Below are 17,409 nucleotides of genomic sequence, written 5' to 3' on the forward strand. Positions count from 1 at the left end.
CTATAGTACAAGGTTCATTGTTTTAGTAAGTAATGTGGTGCAAACATAAGAAACGTCTACGCACCGATACCTCTGTTGAAGCATGCAAAAACTAATCTAAGCCGTCATGATTAGATTGGACACTCTAAAAAGTTTTTTCCCGTGGTGTGTTTGTGGGACAAAATGACGCAGTATGAGACGAGTATTACTCGTTATGTTCACCGCTCGCGGTGGGGCTATCTACAAGAAATAAGCAAAATCTAATAAAAATCAAATAAATATCACACTATGATAGAACTATAGCATTAGAAGAATCAGTATAAGTATCTGATTTTTAAATTTTTTATATTTTATCTAATATTTATCTCAATTCTCCTAAGCGATCGATCCAGGTTCGAGTCCTGGTGGGGACGCCACTTCTTCTTTTACCCTTTTCAACAGCAATTTTTTCCATTTATCCCGTGAATGTCTTACTATTAGATATTAATAGTTCTGTCATTTTAAAGACGTATGGCTCGAAGTAATTTAGTAACCAATACCGGACACCGTTTTATCTCTAAAGGAAAGACGGCTTTTAAACTCCATATACACACTCCTGACGATACCATCTTGCATCGTTCAGTTGGTTTTGTGCGGCTCGGTGAAGAAGAAGCGCTTAAGAAAGCCATCAAGCTAAGAAACGAGTTAGGTACCGAGTTATGGGGGAAGCACTGGTCCAAAGTCCTCAAAGACCAATACCTGATGACGAGGTTACCGCATAACCTCGAACCTAAAATCATCTACAAAGCACGCAAGAAAAATGCTGAGCCCGATGAACGCGAACCTTATTACATTGCTAAGTGGATAGAATATACAGATGACGGCGAGCATAAGTACCGCAGCAAACTATGCTCAATTAAAAAGCACGGCAAGCTGGCAGCTTACTCAATGACCAAAAGGGCGCTTCTGGAAGCACACAAAGATAACATTCCAATCCTTTTGTTTATGGGCAGGCTAAATAGCATAGATCTGAAATAGCCAAATAGTACGCAATAAAAAACCCGCTGACTTTCAGCGGGTTTTGACTATTCAGTTTAATATCGTTTACTGAGCGTTAGCTTCACGCTCTGCAATAAACTCAAGTGCCATCTTAATTCGAGCAACAACGCGCTCTTTGCCGATCAGTTGCATTACTGCATCAACAGAAGGTGACTGACCACCACCTGTTACCGCAACGCGCAGTGGCATACCAATTTTGCCCATACCGATTTCCAGCTCTTCACATACTTCTTTGATAACGTTGTGAAGGTTTTCCGTTGTCCATTCAGACAAAGCTTCAACTTTGGAAAGTGCTAGCTCAAGTGGGCCTTTAGCTACACCGCGAAGGTGCTTCTTAGCGGCGCCAGCCTCAAACTCAGAGAAATCTTCGTAGAAGTAACGAGACTGCTGAGCAAGTTCAACAAGCGTATTACAACGCTCACCAACTAGCTTGATCACTTCTGTAATAGCCGGACCGTTATCTTTGTTGATTCCCTGCTCACCTAGGTGCCATTGCAGGTGCTCTGCTACATATTCAGGCTCAGAAGTTTTGATGTAGTGGTTGTTCAACCATAGTAGTTTATCTGTATTGAATGCGGACGCAGACTTGCTGATTGCATCCAGGCTAAACAAGTTAATCATCTCTTCCTGAGAGAAGATTTCCTGGTCGCCATGAGACCAGCCAAGACGCACAAGGTAGTTGTTCAGAGCATTTGGCAGGTAACCTTCATCACGGTACTGCATAACAGAAACCGCACCATGGCGCTTAGAAAGCTTCGCACCGTCATCACCAAGAATCATTGCACAGTGTGCAAAAGTTGGTACTGGCGCACCTAGTGCTTCATAGATATTGATCTGGCGAGGCGTGTTGTTGATGTGGTCTTCACCACGAACAACGTGTGTAATACCCATATCCCAGTCATCAACAACTACAACAAAGTTGTATGTTGGAGAACCGTCAGTACGACGAATAATCAGATCGTCAAGCTGGTCGTTACCAATTTCAATGCGACCACGGATCTGATCTTCAAATACTACGCTGCCTTCTTTTGGATTGCGGAAACGCACGACGCATGGGTCACCATCTTTTGCAGCTTCATTTGCTGCAACAATTTTCGGGTGGTTCGCATCATAGCGAGGCATTTCTTTCGCTGCTTCCTGCTCTGCACGAATCTCGTCTAAAAGCTCTTTCGATGCATAACATTTGTAAGCTTTGTCTTCTGCTAGCAGCTTATCAACCATCTCGTTGTAACGATCAAAACGCTTAGACTGGAAGTAAGGACCTTCATTCCACTCAAGCCCCATCCACTGCATACCTTCAAGAATCGCATCAACCGCTTCCTGAGAGTTACGTTCCAGGTCAGTATCTTCGATACGCAGAACGAATTCACCGCCCTGATTTTTAGCGTATAGCCAGGAGTATAGTGCTGTGCGAGCACCACCTACGTGAAGGTAGCCAGTAGGGCTTGGAGCAAAACGAGTTTTAACCGTCATTAGAATTACCTTGGGTTTATTTCGCAGACAAACTGCAATAGATAAGGATAAAAGTTGCGGTATTTTATCACCCTAGGCTAAATCTACAACTTCTTAAAAAACTATTGACCTTACCCTTGAGGTAAGGTTTATCTTTAGATTATCTGAATAGTTTGTGAGCCCGGATATGAATCAATATCAAATACCCCTGAGTGGACTAAATTGTGGCAAGTGCGTAAAAAAACTTGAAGAGAAACTCTTATCTATAGAGGAGCTTTCGATAGATAACATTTCAAAGCACGCGGTCACTGTCACAACGACACAGACCATATCTACTTTGTTTGCTGCTATCGAATCCTTGAAGTATCAGCCTGGTACTTCTATCGACCTGGATTTACAAGGGCTTGGCTGCGGGAAATGCATCAAAAAAGTCAAAACGGCATTTGAGTCAAACCAGACTATTGTGGAGTTGCAGGTTGAAAAAGATCACTTATCTGCAAAAGGGCTATTAGAGGAATCTGATGCTATCAAGATGGTTGAAGAACTCGGTTACAAAGCTGGCCATAAGGTTTCACTTTCATTATCTGGTCTAAATTGTGGTAAGTGCGTCGCTAAGGTCGAAAAAGCGTTAGCAGAACAGACAAAAGCTACCGATGCTGAAGTAACTAAAACAAGCCTTGAGTTGTTTAGTCCACTAAACGAAGCTGATGTAATAGCTCTAGTTGAGTCTCTGGGCTTTCACGTTACCTCCCTAGAACAGTATCAGCAATCAACTCAAGATCAAGAAGATGATACTCAGATAAAACAAGAAACCGAAGAGAAAGCAGTTGCAGAACCAGTACCGCTAGAAAAAACGGTACAACCTGCCCCCCTTAAGAATAGCTCTACCGTAAATCTACTGATCGAAGGAATGACATGCGCGAGCTGTGTTTCGTCAGTAGAGAAAGCTTGTTTAAGCTCAACAGGTGTCACTAGTGCTCAAGTTAATCTTGCAGAACAGAGTGCTATCGTATCGGTTTCGTCCGATAAAAATGAGGCAGTAAACGAACTGCTAACTTCCATTTCTAACGCTGGATATAAAGCAAAACTTGTGGAAGATGCTCGGGAACAACAGCAAAAACTGCATAAACAAAATCAAGCTACTCAGAAAGAACATAAAAAGAACTCGTTCGTTGCGCTAGCCATCGGTGCCCCCCTAATGCTTTGGGGCGTATTTGGAGGCAACATGATGATTCAGTCAACCAGCGACCAAATTGGCTGGGGAATCATCGGGGTGATTTGCTTTGTTATGCTTTCTACTGCTGGACGCTCATTCTATAGCAGTGCATGGCAATCTATTCTGCATGGTCGTGCGACGATGGACACGCTAGTTGCTTTAGGCACCGGAGCTGCCTGGCTGTTTTCTACAGTCATAGTCTTAGTGCCCGACTGGTTCCCACCTGCTTCTCGCCATGTCTATTACGAAGCCAGCGCAATGATCATCGGCTTAATTTCACTAGGCCACTACATAGAAGCGAAAGCAAAAGCTCGAACCAATGAATCTCTTCAGGCTTTGATTGGTCTGCAGCCAAAAACAGCGACTCTGGTTAACAATGGCGTTGAGTCAACAATCGCTATTGAAGAAGTGCAGCCTGGAATGAAATTGAGGATAAAACCCGGTGAGAAGGTTCCGGTAGATGGCGTAGTAGCTAATGGTGAATCCTATGTCGATGAAAGTATGTTAACAGGGGAACCTGTTCCAAAATTGAAGGCTCAGGGGGTAAGGTATCGGCAGGAACCATAAACAATGACGGCAGCTTACTTATCGACGCTACTGGTGTGGGCAGTGATACTATGCTGTCACGAATTATCCAGCTGGTAAGACAGGCTCAGAGCAGTAAACCCGCCATCGCGAAGCTTGCCGATTCAATCTCTGCGGTATTTGTTCCCGTGGTAGTGGGTATAGCGATACTCGCATCATTGGTTTGGTGGCAATGGGGCCCAGAGCCGAAAGCCAGCTATATGTTGATAGTTGCAACAACCGTTTTAATTATCGCCTGCCCTTGTGCCTTGGGACTTGCAACCCTCTTTCTATCACTGTAGGAGTGGGCAAAGCAGCAGAACTAGGGATACTGATTCGGGATGCTGATGTCCTGCAGACAGCGAGCAAAATTGATACCGTTGTTTTCGATAAAACTGGAACCTTGACTAAAGGAGAACCAGAGGTTCTGGATATTAGCTTATCGTCAGGCTTTCTTGAGGCGGATTTGCTTCGATATGCTTATGCATTAGAAAGCCATTCCGAGCACCCTCTGGCTAAAGCCATTTGCACATATGCTGAATTGAATTCTATCCCATTGGTTCCGGTAGAAATGTTTAACTCTCAACGAGGAAAAGGCGTATCAGGACAAGTTTCAAATAAGAAGGTTGAAGTCGCCTCTGTCAATCATGTCGTTAGCAAAGGCCTAAAGGTTGAGCCCTTGTTACTGAAAGCCTCGGAATCAAATGCATGGACGCCTGTCGTCGTTGTAATTGACGATATCGTTGCCGGAGTTATCTCCATTGCCGATGCAATAAAAGATGATTCGAAAACTGCAATTTCAAAACTACAAAAACAAGGCGTTGAGGTTGTGCTTCTGACTGGTGATAACCATCGAGTCGCCGACGAAATCGCTTCAAAGCTGAATATCAATACAGTCATCGCGGAAGTTCTACCAGATCAGAAGGCAATGCATATCTCTGAACTTCAGTCTCAGGGCAAAAAAGTCGCCATGGTTGGTGACGGCATTAACGATGCACCAGCACTGGCACAAGCCGATATAGGGATTGCGATGGGAAGTGGGTCTGATGTGGCTATCGAAAGTGCCCAATTAACCTTACTGAACTCATCTCCGGTAACTGTCGACAGCGCAATACAGCTTTCTAAAGCCACCGTGAAAAATATGAAGCAAAACCTTTTTGGCGCTTTTATTTATAACACTATAGGTATCCCGGTTGCCGCAGGTGTTCTCTATCCACTGTTTGGTTTTCTACTTAACCCGGTAATTGGCGGTGCTGCCATGGCATTATCGTCAATTACGGTCGTCAGTAACGCAAATAGGCTGCGTCTGTTTAATCTCAAATAACGATTTATATAAAGAGATGCCCGGTGGGCCCGGGCATAACAATCAATCAGGATAGTTTTTTCTTAGAAACCGTAAGAAGCACCAAACACAAATGCGTTGTTTTTGTTGTCAGCCTGGTTACGGTATTCAAAGTAAGGCTGCACACCCTGGCGAGTCCAGGTTGCACGTAACTCGTGATCCATCAGTTCCGCTTTTGTCATGTAAACGTTGTTGTAACTTAGTGCCAGTTCATTGTTAACTGTGTAGGCAATACGGTTATCCATTCTGTAATCGGTATCCGCGTCTGTGTCCGTTGCATCAATATGAGCACGAGTACGATTGCTGATAGAAATACCATTGTCGAAATTGTAGCCAATCTTGATCAGCGGACGGTACTGAACTGACTCCCCTTCTTGAATTAGATGCTGGTAACCTGCCGCAACCCAAAAGTGCTCGGTGATAGCAAATGATTGCTCACCGCCAACTGTAATGTAAGGGTTAGCAGATGAACCATTAGGGTTATCTGTAGTGCGAGGCGTTGTTAGTTCACCAAGCTGAATGCCATCAAACTCAGTGTAGACTGTAAAACCGCCTAGTGAGTTATCGAAGGTATGACCGGTTTCAAGAGTAGAAGTGGCTTCTGAACCATGAAGATCATCAGAGTGAAACTGAACATTACCTGTAACGTAAGAGCTACCCGCGAATGCTGCTGGAGAAAGAGCAAATGCCAGTGCGCTAAGAACCAAAACTTTTTTCATTATAACCACCAATTAACTAGTTGTATTTTATCTATTAGTATTAATCTGATTCGCAACACTTAGTTTGTTGCAATCACTAAATCGACCAGGGCTTACCTGATGGCCAAATACTGCATTAGTTATTTCGCAACTAAAAACAAACCTTACAAAAGAGTGATCGGGTTCAAATGTAAATTTATCTAAAGAAATATTTTCAGACTCAAAGCCTGGTAATTCGCTGTCTTCATGATAAATATAAAATCAATTTTTACGTCAAAATGCTCTAGAGAAGATATTTTTTGATTAATATCCGCTCAAAAAGAGCGTTTAAAGCCTAATTTGAGTAATTAACCGCTATTTCTAAGAGAAATAATTCGAGAGATATCACACTTATTTTTCTTCATGAATTAAACTGTCGTTATATAAACTGTTGTTAGCAAGTCTGTTTTAACGGGACTCTTCCACTCATAAGGACATATATGGTTAACAAGTTCAGCATTTCTATAGCAATACTACTGCTCTCCCTGGCGGGATTAGCAAACGCAGAACCACTCTATTGGAAAGCAACTAAAGGCGATAAAGAGCTGATGATTCTGGGTTCAATCCATTTAGGAAAGGAAGAGATGTTACCACTCCCTAAGGCGGTGAATAACTTTCTTGATTCTAGCGACGCCTTGATACTTGAAGCCGATCTTGATTCCGCTTCGGCAGGAGTTCCCGATGTCAACGAGTTAAGTAATGATTATCTAAATCGGAAACAAAAAGCTAAGATCAGAAAGATTGGCGCTGAAGTTGGTATAGATGGTGATGTTTTACTTAGTCAGCCTACATGGAAAACAGCGCTAGTTTTGCAGTTAGCTTATTTTTATTCTCTTGGCTACAAACACGAATGGGGCATCGACAACTATATCGCAAATCAAGCTCGCCTGAATGACATACCAGTAAAAGGACTGGAAACGGTAGAGTATCAGCTATCACTATTCTCAAATTCTAAGCAGATCGGTCGTGACCTGCTAAACGAGATTGTAGATGAATGGGAGAAAAACAAAAGAATCAGCGAATGCTTGATGAACGATTGGATGTCCGGGGATAAAAACAAACTGGAATCATTGGTCCTGGAAACATCTGGCAGTGACGAAATTGCTTCAAAGTTTATCTACGAGCGAAACAGAGAATGGGCAGATAAGCTTGATAGCCCGGCATTCTTAAAAGAAGATGGTCGATATCTTGTTGTAGTTGGCACCCTGCATCTGGTTGGTCAGGATAGCCTTATATCTTTACTGAAATCCAAAGGATTCAGAATCAAACAGCTATCAAAGTCGGTAGCATCGACCTGTCCGGCTAAATAAAAAAGAAGTTCATATAAAAACTGCCGGTAGAAACCGGCAGTTTTTATATTGTGCATCCTAATGTAGAAGCAATTTCACTTTGACGCTCTATTACCCACTGGCTGTCAAAAGGCCCCCAGTCAGATAACTGGTAATACCCGTCATTGTGGCGCCGACCATCCTGAACAAAAATCAGCTCAATCCCAATACCCGGTAGAGCTTTTAATACATCCTGGATAGTTCTGCGCGGCCAACCCGTTTTCTCAATCAACTTTGGCACGTTCGGTCTTTCCATACTTTCGACCAATAGTGCTAAGTACAAACGTCTGGCGAATACAGGACTTAACTGCATGAATCCTCCCTAAATAGTCCTAAGCATATTGATCTATCATTATTTTTTCCGGACTAGTTCAATATGTTCAACCTCATTATTTCCTATCTGGGCAGAACATTTTTGCGCTTGATCAATAGAAGACCAATCCATGTTAGTTTTGTCTGAAGTTACGGTTCCTGTTAGGATTTGAGAACTTGCTCAAGAAAAGGAACTAAAATGACCATAACCATGTACGGGATTCCCAACTGTGACACCATAAAAAAAGCAAAAAAGTGGCTGCAGGAAGCCGATATAAATTTCGAATTTCACGACTATCGTAAACAGGGTGTAGACCCGGAAATGGTTAAGTCTTTTTGTGATCAGCTTGGATGGGAGCAGGTTCTTAATAAGCGAGGAACAACCTATAGGCAACTCACCCAGGAGCAAAAAGATAGCCTGAATGAAGAGAACGCTATCGCACTGCTTGTTGAGTCACCAGCAATGATTAAGCGCCCTATACTTTCTATAGACAATACTCTTTATATAGGTTTTAAAGCAGAGCAATACGCATCTGTTTTTGGTAAGTAATTTAACGAAAGAATCTAACTAACAATTTAGACAAGGAATACAAGGATGAGTGACAGCCCGGTACTGGCATTAGCAAAAGATTTAATAAGTCGTCAATCAATCACCCCAGAAGACGCAGGTTGCCAGGATGTAATGATAGAGAGGCTGATAGCGCTCGGATTTGAAATCGAGGTGATGGTGTTTGAAGACACCACCAATTTTTGGGCAAGAAGAGGCACCGAGTCTCCCCTATTTGCTTTTGCAGGACATACGGACGTAGTTCCTGCCGGTTCTCTCGACCAGTGGCATACCCCTCCATTTGAACCAACAGTTATAGATGGACACCTTCATGGGCGTGGTGCCGCTGATATGAAAGGCTCACTGGCCTGTATGATCGTTGCGGTTGAACGCTTTATCGCCGAAAATCCGGATCATAAAGGCTCTATTGGCTTTCTAATCACTTCTGATGAAGAAGGCCCATTTATCAACGGTACTGTCAGGGTGGTAGAAACGCTGATGGAACGCAATGAGAATATTGATATGTGTATTGTCGGAGAACCGTCAAGTACACATGAAACCGGCGATGTCATTAAGAACGGACGCCGTGGCTCGATTACTGGTGATATCAAAGTAAAAGGTATACAAGGGCATGTCGCCTACCCTCACCTAGCTAACAACCCGGTGCATCAAGCGCTACCAGCTCTTGCGGAACTTGCATCCACAAAGTGGGATGACGGCAATGACTACTTCCCACCAACCAGTTTCCAGATCCCAAACCTGCATGCAGGAACAGGCGCTTCGAACGTAATTCCTGGTGAGTTTAACGTCCAGTTTAATATGCGTTTCAGCACTGAGCTGAATAATGATGAGATCGTGAAAAGAGTACACTCTACACTAGACTCTTACGGCCTGGATTACGAACTGCAGTGGACCTTCAATGGCGACCCGTTCCTGACCGACCATGGTGATTTACTGGATGCGGTAGTCGAAGCTGTTGAAGAAATAAACCACAAAAAGCCCGAGCTACTAACAACGGGTGGAACCTCTGATGGCCGCTTTATCGCTCGCATGAAGGGACAGGTTATCGAGCTTGGTCCTGTGAATGCGACAATCCACAAGGTTAATGAGTGTGTTAACGTGGCAGATCTTGAGAAGCTGACGGATATGTACGAAAAAACTCTTCAGAAACTACTGGCAAACGACTAACTGGGTCTTGTATTAATGACACCACAGGAATTAACCGGGCAGGCATCGACACATCTGGTAGAAGTGGAAACACTTCACCAGAGCCTTCTTGTGCATAAAGAGGTAGCCGATAATCTTAAAGCCTTAGTAGAGTCTGCTGACAAAGCTGGTTTTCAGTTGTTGGTTGCCAGTGGCTTTCGGGACTACTCCAGGCAACAATTGATCTGGAACCGGAAGTACTCCGGTGATTTACCCATTCTGGATAAAAATAGCCGACCATTACTTACCGATATTTTATCTGACGAGGAAAAGGCGCTATCAATACTCAGATGGTCGGCTTTGCCAGGGGCTAGCCGACACCATTGGGGAACTGATTTTGATGTCTACGCTGGTAATGAGCTTCCGCAAGATACCAAGCTGATGTTGGAGCCATGGGAGTATCAAAGCGGTCACCAGTCTCGTTTCTACCTGTGGCTGAAGAACAATTTGGAAAGTCATGGCTTTTTCTTCCCTTATGCCAAAGATATGGGCGGGGTTTCACCGGAACCCTGGCATATTAGCCATAGTGAAGTGTCCGGTCGCTGCATGATAGACTTATCTCCCAGACAACTAGAACTTGCTTTGATGAAAGCGCCAATTCTCGGGCTTGAAGCCGTACGTTCTAACCTGGATACTATCTTTGTGAACTACATCGTCAACATTTGTCAGGAGTAAATATGGAGTTCTTATTAAATCCATGGGTCATCACAATTATCGTCCTCGCAGTAATTATAGGGAACATTGCTGCCCTGAAGTACACTGCAAAGATGAAATTCGGGCCAATGAATGCTGACAATGGAAGAAAAGAAAAAAGCGACCTAGACAGATTAAATGAACTTGATCGGGCAGCTCATCCAGATAAGCATCAGAGTGAAGAGAAAAAAAGGATGCGTAATGCATCCTTTTTTTGACAATTAAGACAAGCTATTGATTTTGCTGCTCTATCACCGCAGCAATTACAGGAGCGATGGTCTGAAGTACTTCTTCGGTAACAGGTTTACCAGAAGAGTCTGAAATCGAAATAGAAGTTCGGTTACCCAGATCACCTAATGAGAAGCTGTAAGTGTTCTTCTCATCTAAGCTAATTGGTTTATGGCCGATCGACTCCCAAAACTTATCATCTGGGGCATAATATTTCGCTTTAATAAGCCCCTGAGAACGGTTGCGTTCTTCAAGCTGGAAGCCAATTGCTGGCAAGACATCAACCGCATTTTCCCAGAACACATTGTATTGCGCTCGTGCGATGATAACTGGCAAACCACTCCTGTCTGTACCCATAGATATAGGGATACTTTTAACCAACTCTTGAGCTTTCGCCAGAGCCTCTTCCCTCAGTACCTGATCGTATTTAGACGTCACAAGGTTGGTCATAAACACGTTATAGCGCTCCAGGTTAGTCGCACTCACCTCTTGCAATTTACCGTCTTCACGCCACTCAATCAGAGATATCTTAAACCCATAACGATTATTGGCTTTAAATCGATCGATAGCGTAACGAGCTTCAATTAAATATTCTTCATCTTCAGAGTTCCAAGATACCCACTCAGTCTCAATGTGATTATCGCTGCTTTCTCTTATCCCGATTCCGCGCTCCTGAGTCATATCCTGAGCAGTTTGCCAAATCTTATCGACTTCGCCTTCACGTATCAGCCACATGGTTACTTCACCATCAACAAGCTCCGTTCTGGCTCCGGGAATCAGCTCCAGTATTTGTTGTGGCGGCCTGATATCCACCTCTCGCCCAATCGCTCCCTTAAAATCACCGTTAGGGATTTCATAGTTCGGGTAATACTGTGGCTCTGCACCTTCGGGCATCACCCAGGTATCTAAAGGATTGGCGTCCAGATAATCAAAATCATCTTTAGCCTGGCGTCTCTCTTGAGGACTGCCTGAACATGCACTTAATACGAGAACAGCCAGTGAGCTAACCACTAGCTGATGAGAAAACTTCATCGGTACTCCTAACAAAAAATCGAGGCCATTTATATGCTAGCCTCGACATTATATCTATGAAAGCTGACGCTATAACGAAACGCTAATCTCAGTTATAAAAGCCCTGCATCTTTAAGTGCCTTTTCAACCACTGGTTTTGCACCATCTGACAGTTCTGTCAAAGGCAAACGCAAGTGTCCGTCCTCAATTAGGTCAAGCTTATGTACAGCCCACTTAACCGGGATAGGGCTAGATTCGACAAAGAGGTTCTTATGCAGAGTCTGCAAACGCGCATCAATCTGCGCAGCTTCTTCGAACTCACCACTCAGCGCCAGCTTCATCATTTTAGCCATGTCAGCTACTGCTACATTGTTGGTCACAGAAATAACACCCTGACCACCAAGACGAACAAACTCAAGTCCAGTTGCATCGTCACCACTTAGTAAGACGAAATCTTCGCCACAAAGTTCACGATGAATTGCAACTCTTTCAAGATCGCCTGTTGCATCTTTCAGCGCAACGATTTTATCTAGCTTCGCTAGTCGTGCAACCGTTTCTGGAAGCATGTCTACTGCAGTTCTTCCCGGAACATTATACAAAACCACAGGCACTTCACTTGCTTCAGCAACTGCTTTGTAATGCTGGTACAAGCCTTCCTGAGTTGGCTTGTTGTAATAAGGTGTTACACTCAGAATACCATCAATACCCGAGTCGTTAAGAAGCTTACTAAATGTTACTGCTTCATGGGTCGCATTCGCGCCTGTACCTGCGATTACAGGAACACGGCCTGCTGCAAATTCAACAACCTTATTTACTACTTTGACATGCTCTTCTACTGTCAGGGTCGCGGACTCCCCTGTTGTGCCTACAGCTACAATACCGTCAGTACCGGCTTCTACATGGAAATCCACCAGCTTTTTAAGGCTATCAAAATCTACTTCGCCATCACTGCCAAATGGGGTTACCAATGCAACTATACTTCCTGAAAACATGTCTATCTCCGTATTTTTTCGCTTCACTGCATAGTAATGCATGAAACTCCGTAAACACAAGGGAATATAAGGCTTAGTGCACGACAAAATAATGATAAATTGATCTTTGCTCAACTACGTCTGATATCAAACCAGAAAATAGGGAGTAACCATCCGCTCTCAAGCCATATGGAATCAACAGAATAGGTTACTTGAGCACAAATAACTGTGCTAGTATGCAAGGAATGCTCATCAGTAAGAATGATTATGTCTCAACATCTTGTGATAACTGCGGTAGGAACCGATCGCCCTGGAATAGTGAACAAGGTTGTTCATTTGGTTAGCCATCATGGCTGTAACATAATAGACAGCCGAATAGCGCTATTTGGCAACGAGTTTACGCTGATAATGCTTTTAAGCGGAAGCAACAACAGTATCACCCGCGTAGAAACATCTCTGCCACTTTTAGGCCAGGAACATGATCTTATTACGATTATGAAACGTACCTCTCCCCATGATGAGGTAGATAGCCCATATACGGTGGAAGTCTTTGTCGAATCGGAAGACAAGCCCGGTTTAACTGAGCAATTTACTCAGTTCTTTGCAGACAGATACATAGGCTTAGAGTCATTAAGCGCTAAGACTATAGAAAAAGAAAAGCTACATCTAGAATGCGACCAGTTCCAGATATCAATGACCGCTAAAGTCGATGCAGATTGCAACCTTATGCAACTTCAGGAAGAGTTTAATCAGCTCTGCGACAAACTTGGGGTAACTGGTTCACTCAATTTTATCAGCACCAGTGCATAGTCAGAACATAAAACTGGCATTCAAAAGGAAATAAAAACAACATGAACACATTAACAGAAGGTACACCAGCACCAGAAGTCGCTCTTCTGGATCAAGATGGTAATACCGTTTCACTATCCGATTACCTAGGTAAAAAAGTTCTTTTCTATTTTTATCCAAAAGCGATGACACCAGGGTGTACTGTTCAGGCTCAGGGCCTAAGAGACATAAAAGCGGAGCTGGATGAACACAACGTTGTGGTTTTTGGTGTCAGCATCGACCCAGTAAAACGTCTTGGAAAATTCATTGAGCGTGACGAACTGAACTTCACACTATTATCTGATGAAGATCACTCTGTCGCCGAAAAGTTTGGCGTATGGGGCGAAAAAAAATTCATGGGTAAAGTCTATGACGGTCTACACCGCATTAGCTTCCTGATAAATGAAGAAGGTGTCATTGAGAAAGTGTTTAATAAGTTTAAGACTAAAACGCACCACGAAGTGGTTCTGGACTATCTAAACAATAAATAATGTCTCAACAGCACATGCTGCAATAAATCAAAAAAGTCCCCAGGAGCTCAACTCATGGGGACTTTTTTATTTAGCTGGTAGCTATATTCCGAAAGTAGCTATGCATCTAAAGTAACTAGGAGCTCGGAGCTATGCCTTCAATATCCTGATTCTTAATCGCATTCCAGACAGCTTTAACCAGAGTCGCCAGCGGTATCGCGAAGAACACTCCCCAAAATCCCCACAGCCCACCAAATACCAATACAGACACAATGATCATAACCGGGTGTAAGTTTACTGCCTCAGAGAATAACACTGGCACTAGGACGTTCCCATCAAGAGCCTGAATAACCCCATAAGCAGCAATTAGCCAGTAAAACTGTGGTGTTACACCCCACTGGAATAAGCCCACTATAGCCACTGGTACAGTGACTGCAGCAGCACCGATATATGGAATTAGTACCGACAGACCTACAGCCACCCCAAGAAGAACGGAATACCGCAGATCCAGCAATGCAAAAGTAATATAACTAACACCACCGACAATCAGGATTTCCAGCACCTTACCGCGGATATAGTTAGAAATTTGCTGGTTCATCTCCTTCCACACTCGCGTTGCCAGTTTTCTGTTCTGAGGAAGGAAACTGCTAAGCATTCCAAGCATCTCTTCCTTGTCTTTAAGCAGGAAGAACACCAGTAATGGCACAAGTATTAGATAAACTACTACAGTTGCCAGGCTAACCAGAGAGGCCAAAGAGCCCTTTACTACTGTCTCGCCGAGTGCCAGCACCTGGTTGCGAGCATTCGTGGCGACAGACTCCACCAGATCGATATTCACTAGTTCCGGATATTTCTCTGGTAAAACAACGATAAATTCCTGCAGTCGGCTATACATGTTAGGAATATCATTAACCAGATTACCTACCTGTTGCCAAATGGTCGGGACCAACCCGAAGAAAGCGACAAGCATGACTCCGATAAACACAATGAGAACAACAATAACTCCTATACTTCTAGGTACGTTAAGCTTCTCCAGTTTCGTTACCGGCCACTCAAGAAGATAGGCAAGCACAATAGCTACCAGTAAAGGAGCCAGAAGGTGTCCGAAGAAATAAATCGTTATAAACCCAAACAACAGGATCATAACCAGACTGACAGCATGCGGGTCTGAAAAACGTCGCTTATACCAGCGATTCAGCATCTCTAACATCGAGCTTAATTCTCTTTCTTGATAATTGTTAAAGTTGAGTGATTTAGCTTTTCATCAACTTGCACAAAAAAATTATGGTTGTCAAAGTATCGAATCATATCTTTTATAGAGCTTCTATCGACAGCATGAATAATGAACTCGCTCTTACCAACACTTTTGCTATAACGTTTTGCTTTTAACAATGCCATCGGACAGCGTTCTTCACGTAAATCAAGAATATATGGTTCCATTCTTCTGCCCGTTGCTTATTATAGAGGTGTTATTTTATAGGTTTTTTACACTTGTGGGGGAAAATTCCCGCAGGGAAGCGAAAAAAATATTATAGATATATAGAACAATGGCTAATAATCAAAGTCATAACTGTATAACCATCGAATGTATCGCCCGGAGTTATCGGCCCCTATGTATAAAAAAGCTCGCGCAACCCTTGCATTATGTATAGCTATGTCTGTGGCTGCCCCTTCACTTTCGCATGCGAATACTCTGAACCTTCCGGATATAGGCACTGCAGCTGCTGGCACTCTGACAATAGATCAAGAGCAGATTTATGGTGATGCTTACATGCGCATGATCCGCGCGGGTCAGCCCGTTATTAACGATCCCGTGATCAACCAGTACATTAGCAATCTGGGTCACAAACTTGTGGTCAATGCATCTGATGTAAAGACACCGTTTAACTTCTTTATGATCCGCGACAGAAACATTAACGCCTATGCATTCTTTGGCGGATATGTCGCTCTGCATTCTGGATTGTTTCTCCACGCAAAAACCGAAAGTGAACTAGCATCGGTTATGGCGCACGAAATCGCTCACGTAACACAACGCCATCTCGCCCGCAGTATGGAAGAACAGGCTCGCCGTTCTCCGGCGACAATGGCAGCATTAGCCGGCTCTTTGCTGTTGGCAATTGCCGCCCCCCAAGCAGGTATTGCAGCCATAACCGCTACAACCGCAGGGCAAATGCAAAGCAGTATCAACTATACTCGCAGCAATGAAAAAGAGGCTGACCGCTTTGGACTAAGTACCATGGCCAAAGCCGGTTTTGATGTTAGAGCAATGCCGACCTTCTTTGGACGCCTCGCGGATGAGTACCGCTACGCAAGCACACCACCGCCAATGCTATTAACTCACCCATTACCTGAAGATCGTATTACCGATTCAAGAGCAAGGGCACAAAATTATCCACCGATAAGACTCGGTCCATCTATCGAATATCATCTTGCAAAAGCTCGCATAATTGCAAGATACGCTGGTATTAAGTCGGAATCGGCTCATGATTGGTTTGACAGAAGGTTAAAAAAGAACAACCCGGTTTTAGAACCAACTTATAAATATGGTAAAGCACTTATTTATATGGATGACAAGCAATTAGATAAAGCTGAACCTCTATTAACCGAACTGCTGAAACAAGACGCTCTTAATGAGTTTTATCTTGATGCACTTAGCGATCTCTATATTTATAAAAAACAACCAGAGACTGCAGTAAAAATGCTGGAAAACGCATTAACTAAAAAGCCAAACAACCCGGTGCTTACGCTAAACTACGCCAATGTACTGCTGGAAAGTGATCAGGCAGAGAAAGCGATAACGGTATTGCAAAAGTACACTCACGAACGTCCAAATGACACAAATGGATGGCAATTGCTGGCTGATGCAAATGCTGACCTTGCAATTACCGACGAAGAGCTTGCAGCCAGAGGGGAAATATTTGCCCTTCGTGCCAACTGGCAGAAAGCACTACAAAATTATACTCAGGCAAGCCAAATTGCCGAGCTGGGAAGCTTAAAACAGGCCAGATACGATGCTCGCATTGATCAACTGATTGTTGAGCGAGATCGTTTCATGTCATTACAATAGGAGAAAAGTATGTCAGTCGTGATTTATCACAACCCAAGATGCTCTAAAAGCCGTCAAACCCTTGCTTTGCTGGAAGAGAACGGTGTCACACCTGAAGTTATTAAATATCTGGAAGAGGTTCCTTCCGTTGAAACACTGAAAACACTTTATAGCCAACTTGGCCTATCAGAAGTAAGAGCAATGATGCGCACAAAAGAGGCGATTTACAAAGAGCTGGAGCTGGGAAATCCAGAGCTAAGTGATGATCAACTTTTCGCGGCAATGAGCGAAAATCCTAAGCTGATTGAAAGGCCTATTGTGATTGCAAATGGCACAGCAAGACATGGTCGCCCACCCGAGCAGGTTCTGGAAATTATTTAATCGTTCAGGAGGCTGAATGTCTGACATAGAGAAGAGTCCTCTCGTACCCAGCAATACCGC

The 17,409-nt window shown here is 43.6% G+C and carries 17 protein-coding genes and 1 pseudogene; 11 read left to right on the forward strand and 7 right to left on the reverse strand.

Annotated features, from left to right (window positions below):
* Positions 1 to 489: 489 nt before the first annotated feature.
* Positions 490 to 996, forward strand: a complete 507-nt coding sequence (locus tag P7F88_RS23245; protein ID WP_277828749.1) for a Fe3+-citrate ABC transporter substrate-binding protein — start codon at positions 490 to 492, stop codon at positions 994 to 996.
* A 66-nt stretch (positions 997 to 1,062) separates the two neighbouring features.
* Here the strand turns inward: P7F88_RS23245 and gltX are convergent, their stop codons facing one another.
* Positions 1,063 to 2,490 carry a glutamate--tRNA ligase gene (gltX, locus tag P7F88_RS23250; RefSeq protein WP_277828751.1) on the reverse strand — a complete coding sequence of 476 codons (1,428 nt, stop codon included), beginning with the start codon at positions 2,488 to 2,490 and terminating at the stop codon, positions 1,063 to 1,065.
* Between the two features lie 166 nt (positions 2,491 to 2,656).
* Here gltX and P7F88_RS23255 point away from each other — a divergent pair.
* Positions 2,657 to 5,573: pseudogene (locus P7F88_RS23255) on the forward strand (heavy metal translocating P-type ATPase).
* 62 nt (positions 5,574 to 5,635) lie between these two features.
* Here P7F88_RS23255 and P7F88_RS23260 read toward each other — a convergent pair.
* Entirely contained in the window at positions 5,636 to 6,310 is a 675-nt protein-coding gene (locus tag P7F88_RS23260; RefSeq protein WP_277828753.1) for an oligogalacturonate-specific porin KdgM family protein, read from the reverse strand.
* A gap of 458 nt (positions 6,311 to 6,768) precedes the next feature.
* Here P7F88_RS23260 and P7F88_RS23265 point away from each other — a divergent pair, with 458 nt between their 5' ends.
* Positions 6,769 to 7,638 (forward strand): TraB/GumN family protein, encoded by an 870-nt coding sequence (locus P7F88_RS23265; protein WP_277828755.1) that lies wholly within the window; start codon positions 6,769 to 6,771, stop codon positions 7,636 to 7,638.
* A gap of 43 nt (positions 7,639 to 7,681) precedes the next feature.
* Here P7F88_RS23265 and P7F88_RS23270 read toward each other — a convergent pair whose 3' ends face one another.
* Positions 7,682 to 7,969 carry a winged helix-turn-helix domain-containing protein gene (locus tag P7F88_RS23270; protein WP_277828757.1) on the reverse strand — a complete coding sequence of 96 codons (288 nt, stop codon included), beginning with the start codon at positions 7,967 to 7,969 and terminating at the stop codon, positions 7,682 to 7,684.
* A 198-nt stretch (positions 7,970 to 8,167) separates the two neighbouring features.
* On the opposite strand from P7F88_RS23270, the gene P7F88_RS23275 reads away from it, so the two are divergent.
* The 4 genes from P7F88_RS23275 to P7F88_RS23290 are packed head-to-tail and all read left to right on the forward strand — an operon-like array spanning position 8,168 to position 10,632.
* Positions 8,168 to 8,518, forward strand: a complete 351-nt coding sequence (locus P7F88_RS23275; RefSeq protein WP_277828759.1) for an ArsC family reductase — start codon at positions 8,168 to 8,170, stop codon at positions 8,516 to 8,518.
* A gap of 45 nt (positions 8,519 to 8,563) precedes the next feature.
* On the forward strand, positions 8,564 to 9,703 hold the full coding sequence (gene dapE / locus P7F88_RS23280; protein WP_277828761.1) for a succinyl-diaminopimelate desuccinylase: 1,140 nt from the start codon (positions 8,564 to 8,566) through the stop codon (positions 9,701 to 9,703).
* A gap of 15 nt (positions 9,704 to 9,718) precedes the next feature.
* Entirely contained in the window at positions 9,719 to 10,396 is a 678-nt protein-coding gene (locus P7F88_RS23285; protein ID WP_277828763.1) for a M15 family metallopeptidase, read from the forward strand.
* Positions 10,397 to 10,398: 2 nt separating this feature from the next.
* Positions 10,399 to 10,632: a DUF2897 family protein gene (locus P7F88_RS23290; protein ID WP_277828765.1), complete on the forward strand. Its 234-nt coding sequence runs from the start codon at positions 10,399 to 10,401 to the stop codon at positions 10,630 to 10,632.
* Positions 10,633 to 10,645: 13 nt separating this feature from the next.
* Here the strand turns inward: P7F88_RS23290 and bamC are convergent, their stop codons facing one another.
* The gene (gene bamC, locus P7F88_RS23295) at positions 10,646 to 11,674 is read right to left on the reverse strand and encodes an outer membrane protein assembly factor BamC (protein WP_277828767.1); all 1,029 of its coding nucleotides are present in this window, start codon (positions 11,672 to 11,674) and stop codon (positions 10,646 to 10,648) included.
* A gap of 92 nt (positions 11,675 to 11,766) precedes the next feature.
* Positions 11,767 to 12,645 carry a 4-hydroxy-tetrahydrodipicolinate synthase gene (dapA, locus tag P7F88_RS23300; protein WP_277828769.1) on the reverse strand — a complete coding sequence of 293 codons (879 nt, stop codon included), beginning with the start codon at positions 12,643 to 12,645 and terminating at the stop codon, positions 11,767 to 11,769.
* 246 nt (positions 12,646 to 12,891) lie between these two features.
* On the opposite strand from dapA, the gene P7F88_RS23305 reads away from it, so the two are divergent.
* Together P7F88_RS23305 and bcp are read left to right on the forward strand one after the other, a co-directional pair.
* The gene (locus tag P7F88_RS23305) at positions 12,892 to 13,434 is read left to right on the forward strand and encodes a glycine cleavage system transcriptional repressor (protein WP_277828771.1); all 543 of its coding nucleotides are present in this window, start codon (positions 12,892 to 12,894) and stop codon (positions 13,432 to 13,434) included.
* A gap of 41 nt (positions 13,435 to 13,475) precedes the next feature.
* Positions 13,476 to 13,943 carry a thioredoxin-dependent thiol peroxidase gene (gene bcp / locus P7F88_RS23310; RefSeq protein ID WP_277828773.1) on the forward strand — a complete coding sequence of 156 codons (468 nt, stop codon included), beginning with the start codon at positions 13,476 to 13,478 and terminating at the stop codon, positions 13,941 to 13,943.
* Positions 13,944 to 14,058: 115 nt separating this feature from the next.
* On the opposite strand, the gene P7F88_RS23315 is transcribed toward bcp, so the two are convergent.
* Together P7F88_RS23315 and P7F88_RS23320 are read right to left on the reverse strand one after the other, a co-directional pair.
* A complete protein-coding gene (locus P7F88_RS23315; RefSeq protein ID WP_277828775.1) occupies positions 14,059 to 15,132 on the reverse strand; it encodes an AI-2E family transporter in 1,074 nt (357 codons plus the stop codon).
* A gap of 5 nt (positions 15,133 to 15,137) precedes the next feature.
* Positions 15,138 to 15,362 (reverse strand): sulfurtransferase TusA family protein, encoded by a 225-nt coding sequence (locus P7F88_RS23320; protein WP_277828777.1) that lies wholly within the window; start codon positions 15,360 to 15,362, stop codon positions 15,138 to 15,140.
* A 172-nt stretch (positions 15,363 to 15,534) separates the two neighbouring features.
* On the opposite strand from P7F88_RS23320, the gene bepA reads away from it, so the two are divergent.
* Both bepA and arsC read left to right on the forward strand, forming a co-directional pair.
* On the forward strand, positions 15,535 to 16,989 hold the full coding sequence (bepA, locus tag P7F88_RS23325; protein WP_277828779.1) for a beta-barrel assembly-enhancing protease: 1,455 nt from the start codon (positions 15,535 to 15,537) through the stop codon (positions 16,987 to 16,989).
* A 9-nt stretch (positions 16,990 to 16,998) separates the two neighbouring features.
* Positions 16,999 to 17,349, forward strand: coding sequence for an arsenate reductase (glutaredoxin) (gene arsC, locus P7F88_RS23330; RefSeq protein WP_277828781.1), 351 nt, complete (start codon positions 16,999 to 17,001; stop codon positions 17,347 to 17,349).
* The last annotated feature ends 60 nt before the right edge of the window (positions 17,350 to 17,409 follow it).

The sequence above is a fragment of the Vibrio hannami genome (assembly GCF_029589055.1).
Taxonomy (GTDB): Bacteria; Pseudomonadota; Gammaproteobacteria; order Enterobacterales; family Vibrionaceae; genus Vibrio; species Vibrio hannami.

What these genes read in the sequence shown, in the direction of transcription:
- P7F88_RS23245 (WP_277828749.1), top strand. Translation starts at nt 490, where the DNA reads ATGGCTCGAAGTAATTTAGTAACCAATACCGGACACCGTTTTATCTCT.
- gltX (WP_277828751.1), bottom strand. Translation starts at nt 2,490, where the DNA reads ATGACGGTTAAAACTCGTTTTGCTCCAAGCCCTACTGGCTACCTTCAC.
- P7F88_RS23260 (WP_277828753.1), bottom strand. Translation starts at nt 6,310, where the DNA reads ATGAAAAAAGTTTTGGTTCTTAGCGCACTGGCATTTGCTCTTTCTCCA.
- P7F88_RS23265 (WP_277828755.1), top strand. Translation starts at nt 6,769, where the DNA reads ATGGTTAACAAGTTCAGCATTTCTATAGCAATACTACTGCTCTCCCTG.
- P7F88_RS23270 (WP_277828757.1), bottom strand. Translation starts at nt 7,969, where the DNA reads ATGCAGTTAAGTCCTGTATTCGCCAGACGTTTGTACTTAGCACTATTG.
- P7F88_RS23275 (WP_277828759.1), top strand. Translation starts at nt 8,168, where the DNA reads ATGACCATAACCATGTACGGGATTCCCAACTGTGACACCATAAAAAAA.
- dapE (WP_277828761.1), top strand. Translation starts at nt 8,564, where the DNA reads ATGAGTGACAGCCCGGTACTGGCATTAGCAAAAGATTTAATAAGTCGT.
- P7F88_RS23285 (WP_277828763.1), top strand. Translation starts at nt 9,719, where the DNA reads ATGACACCACAGGAATTAACCGGGCAGGCATCGACACATCTGGTAGAA.
- P7F88_RS23290 (WP_277828765.1), top strand. Translation starts at nt 10,399, where the DNA reads ATGGAGTTCTTATTAAATCCATGGGTCATCACAATTATCGTCCTCGCA.
- bamC (WP_277828767.1), bottom strand. Translation starts at nt 11,674, where the DNA reads ATGAAGTTTTCTCATCAGCTAGTGGTTAGCTCACTGGCTGTTCTCGTA.
- dapA (WP_277828769.1), bottom strand. Translation starts at nt 12,645, where the DNA reads ATGTTTTCAGGAAGTATAGTTGCATTGGTAACCCCATTTGGCAGTGAT.
- P7F88_RS23305 (WP_277828771.1), top strand. Translation starts at nt 12,892, where the DNA reads ATGTCTCAACATCTTGTGATAACTGCGGTAGGAACCGATCGCCCTGGA.
- bcp (WP_277828773.1), top strand. Translation starts at nt 13,476, where the DNA reads ATGAACACATTAACAGAAGGTACACCAGCACCAGAAGTCGCTCTTCTG.
- P7F88_RS23315 (WP_277828775.1), bottom strand. Translation starts at nt 15,132, where the DNA reads ATGTTAGAGATGCTGAATCGCTGGTATAAGCGACGTTTTTCAGACCCG.
- P7F88_RS23320 (WP_277828777.1), bottom strand. Translation starts at nt 15,362, where the DNA reads ATGGAACCATATATTCTTGATTTACGTGAAGAACGCTGTCCGATGGCA.
- bepA (WP_277828779.1), top strand. Translation starts at nt 15,535, where the DNA reads ATGTATAAAAAAGCTCGCGCAACCCTTGCATTATGTATAGCTATGTCT.
- arsC (WP_277828781.1), top strand. Translation starts at nt 16,999, where the DNA reads ATGTCAGTCGTGATTTATCACAACCCAAGATGCTCTAAAAGCCGTCAA.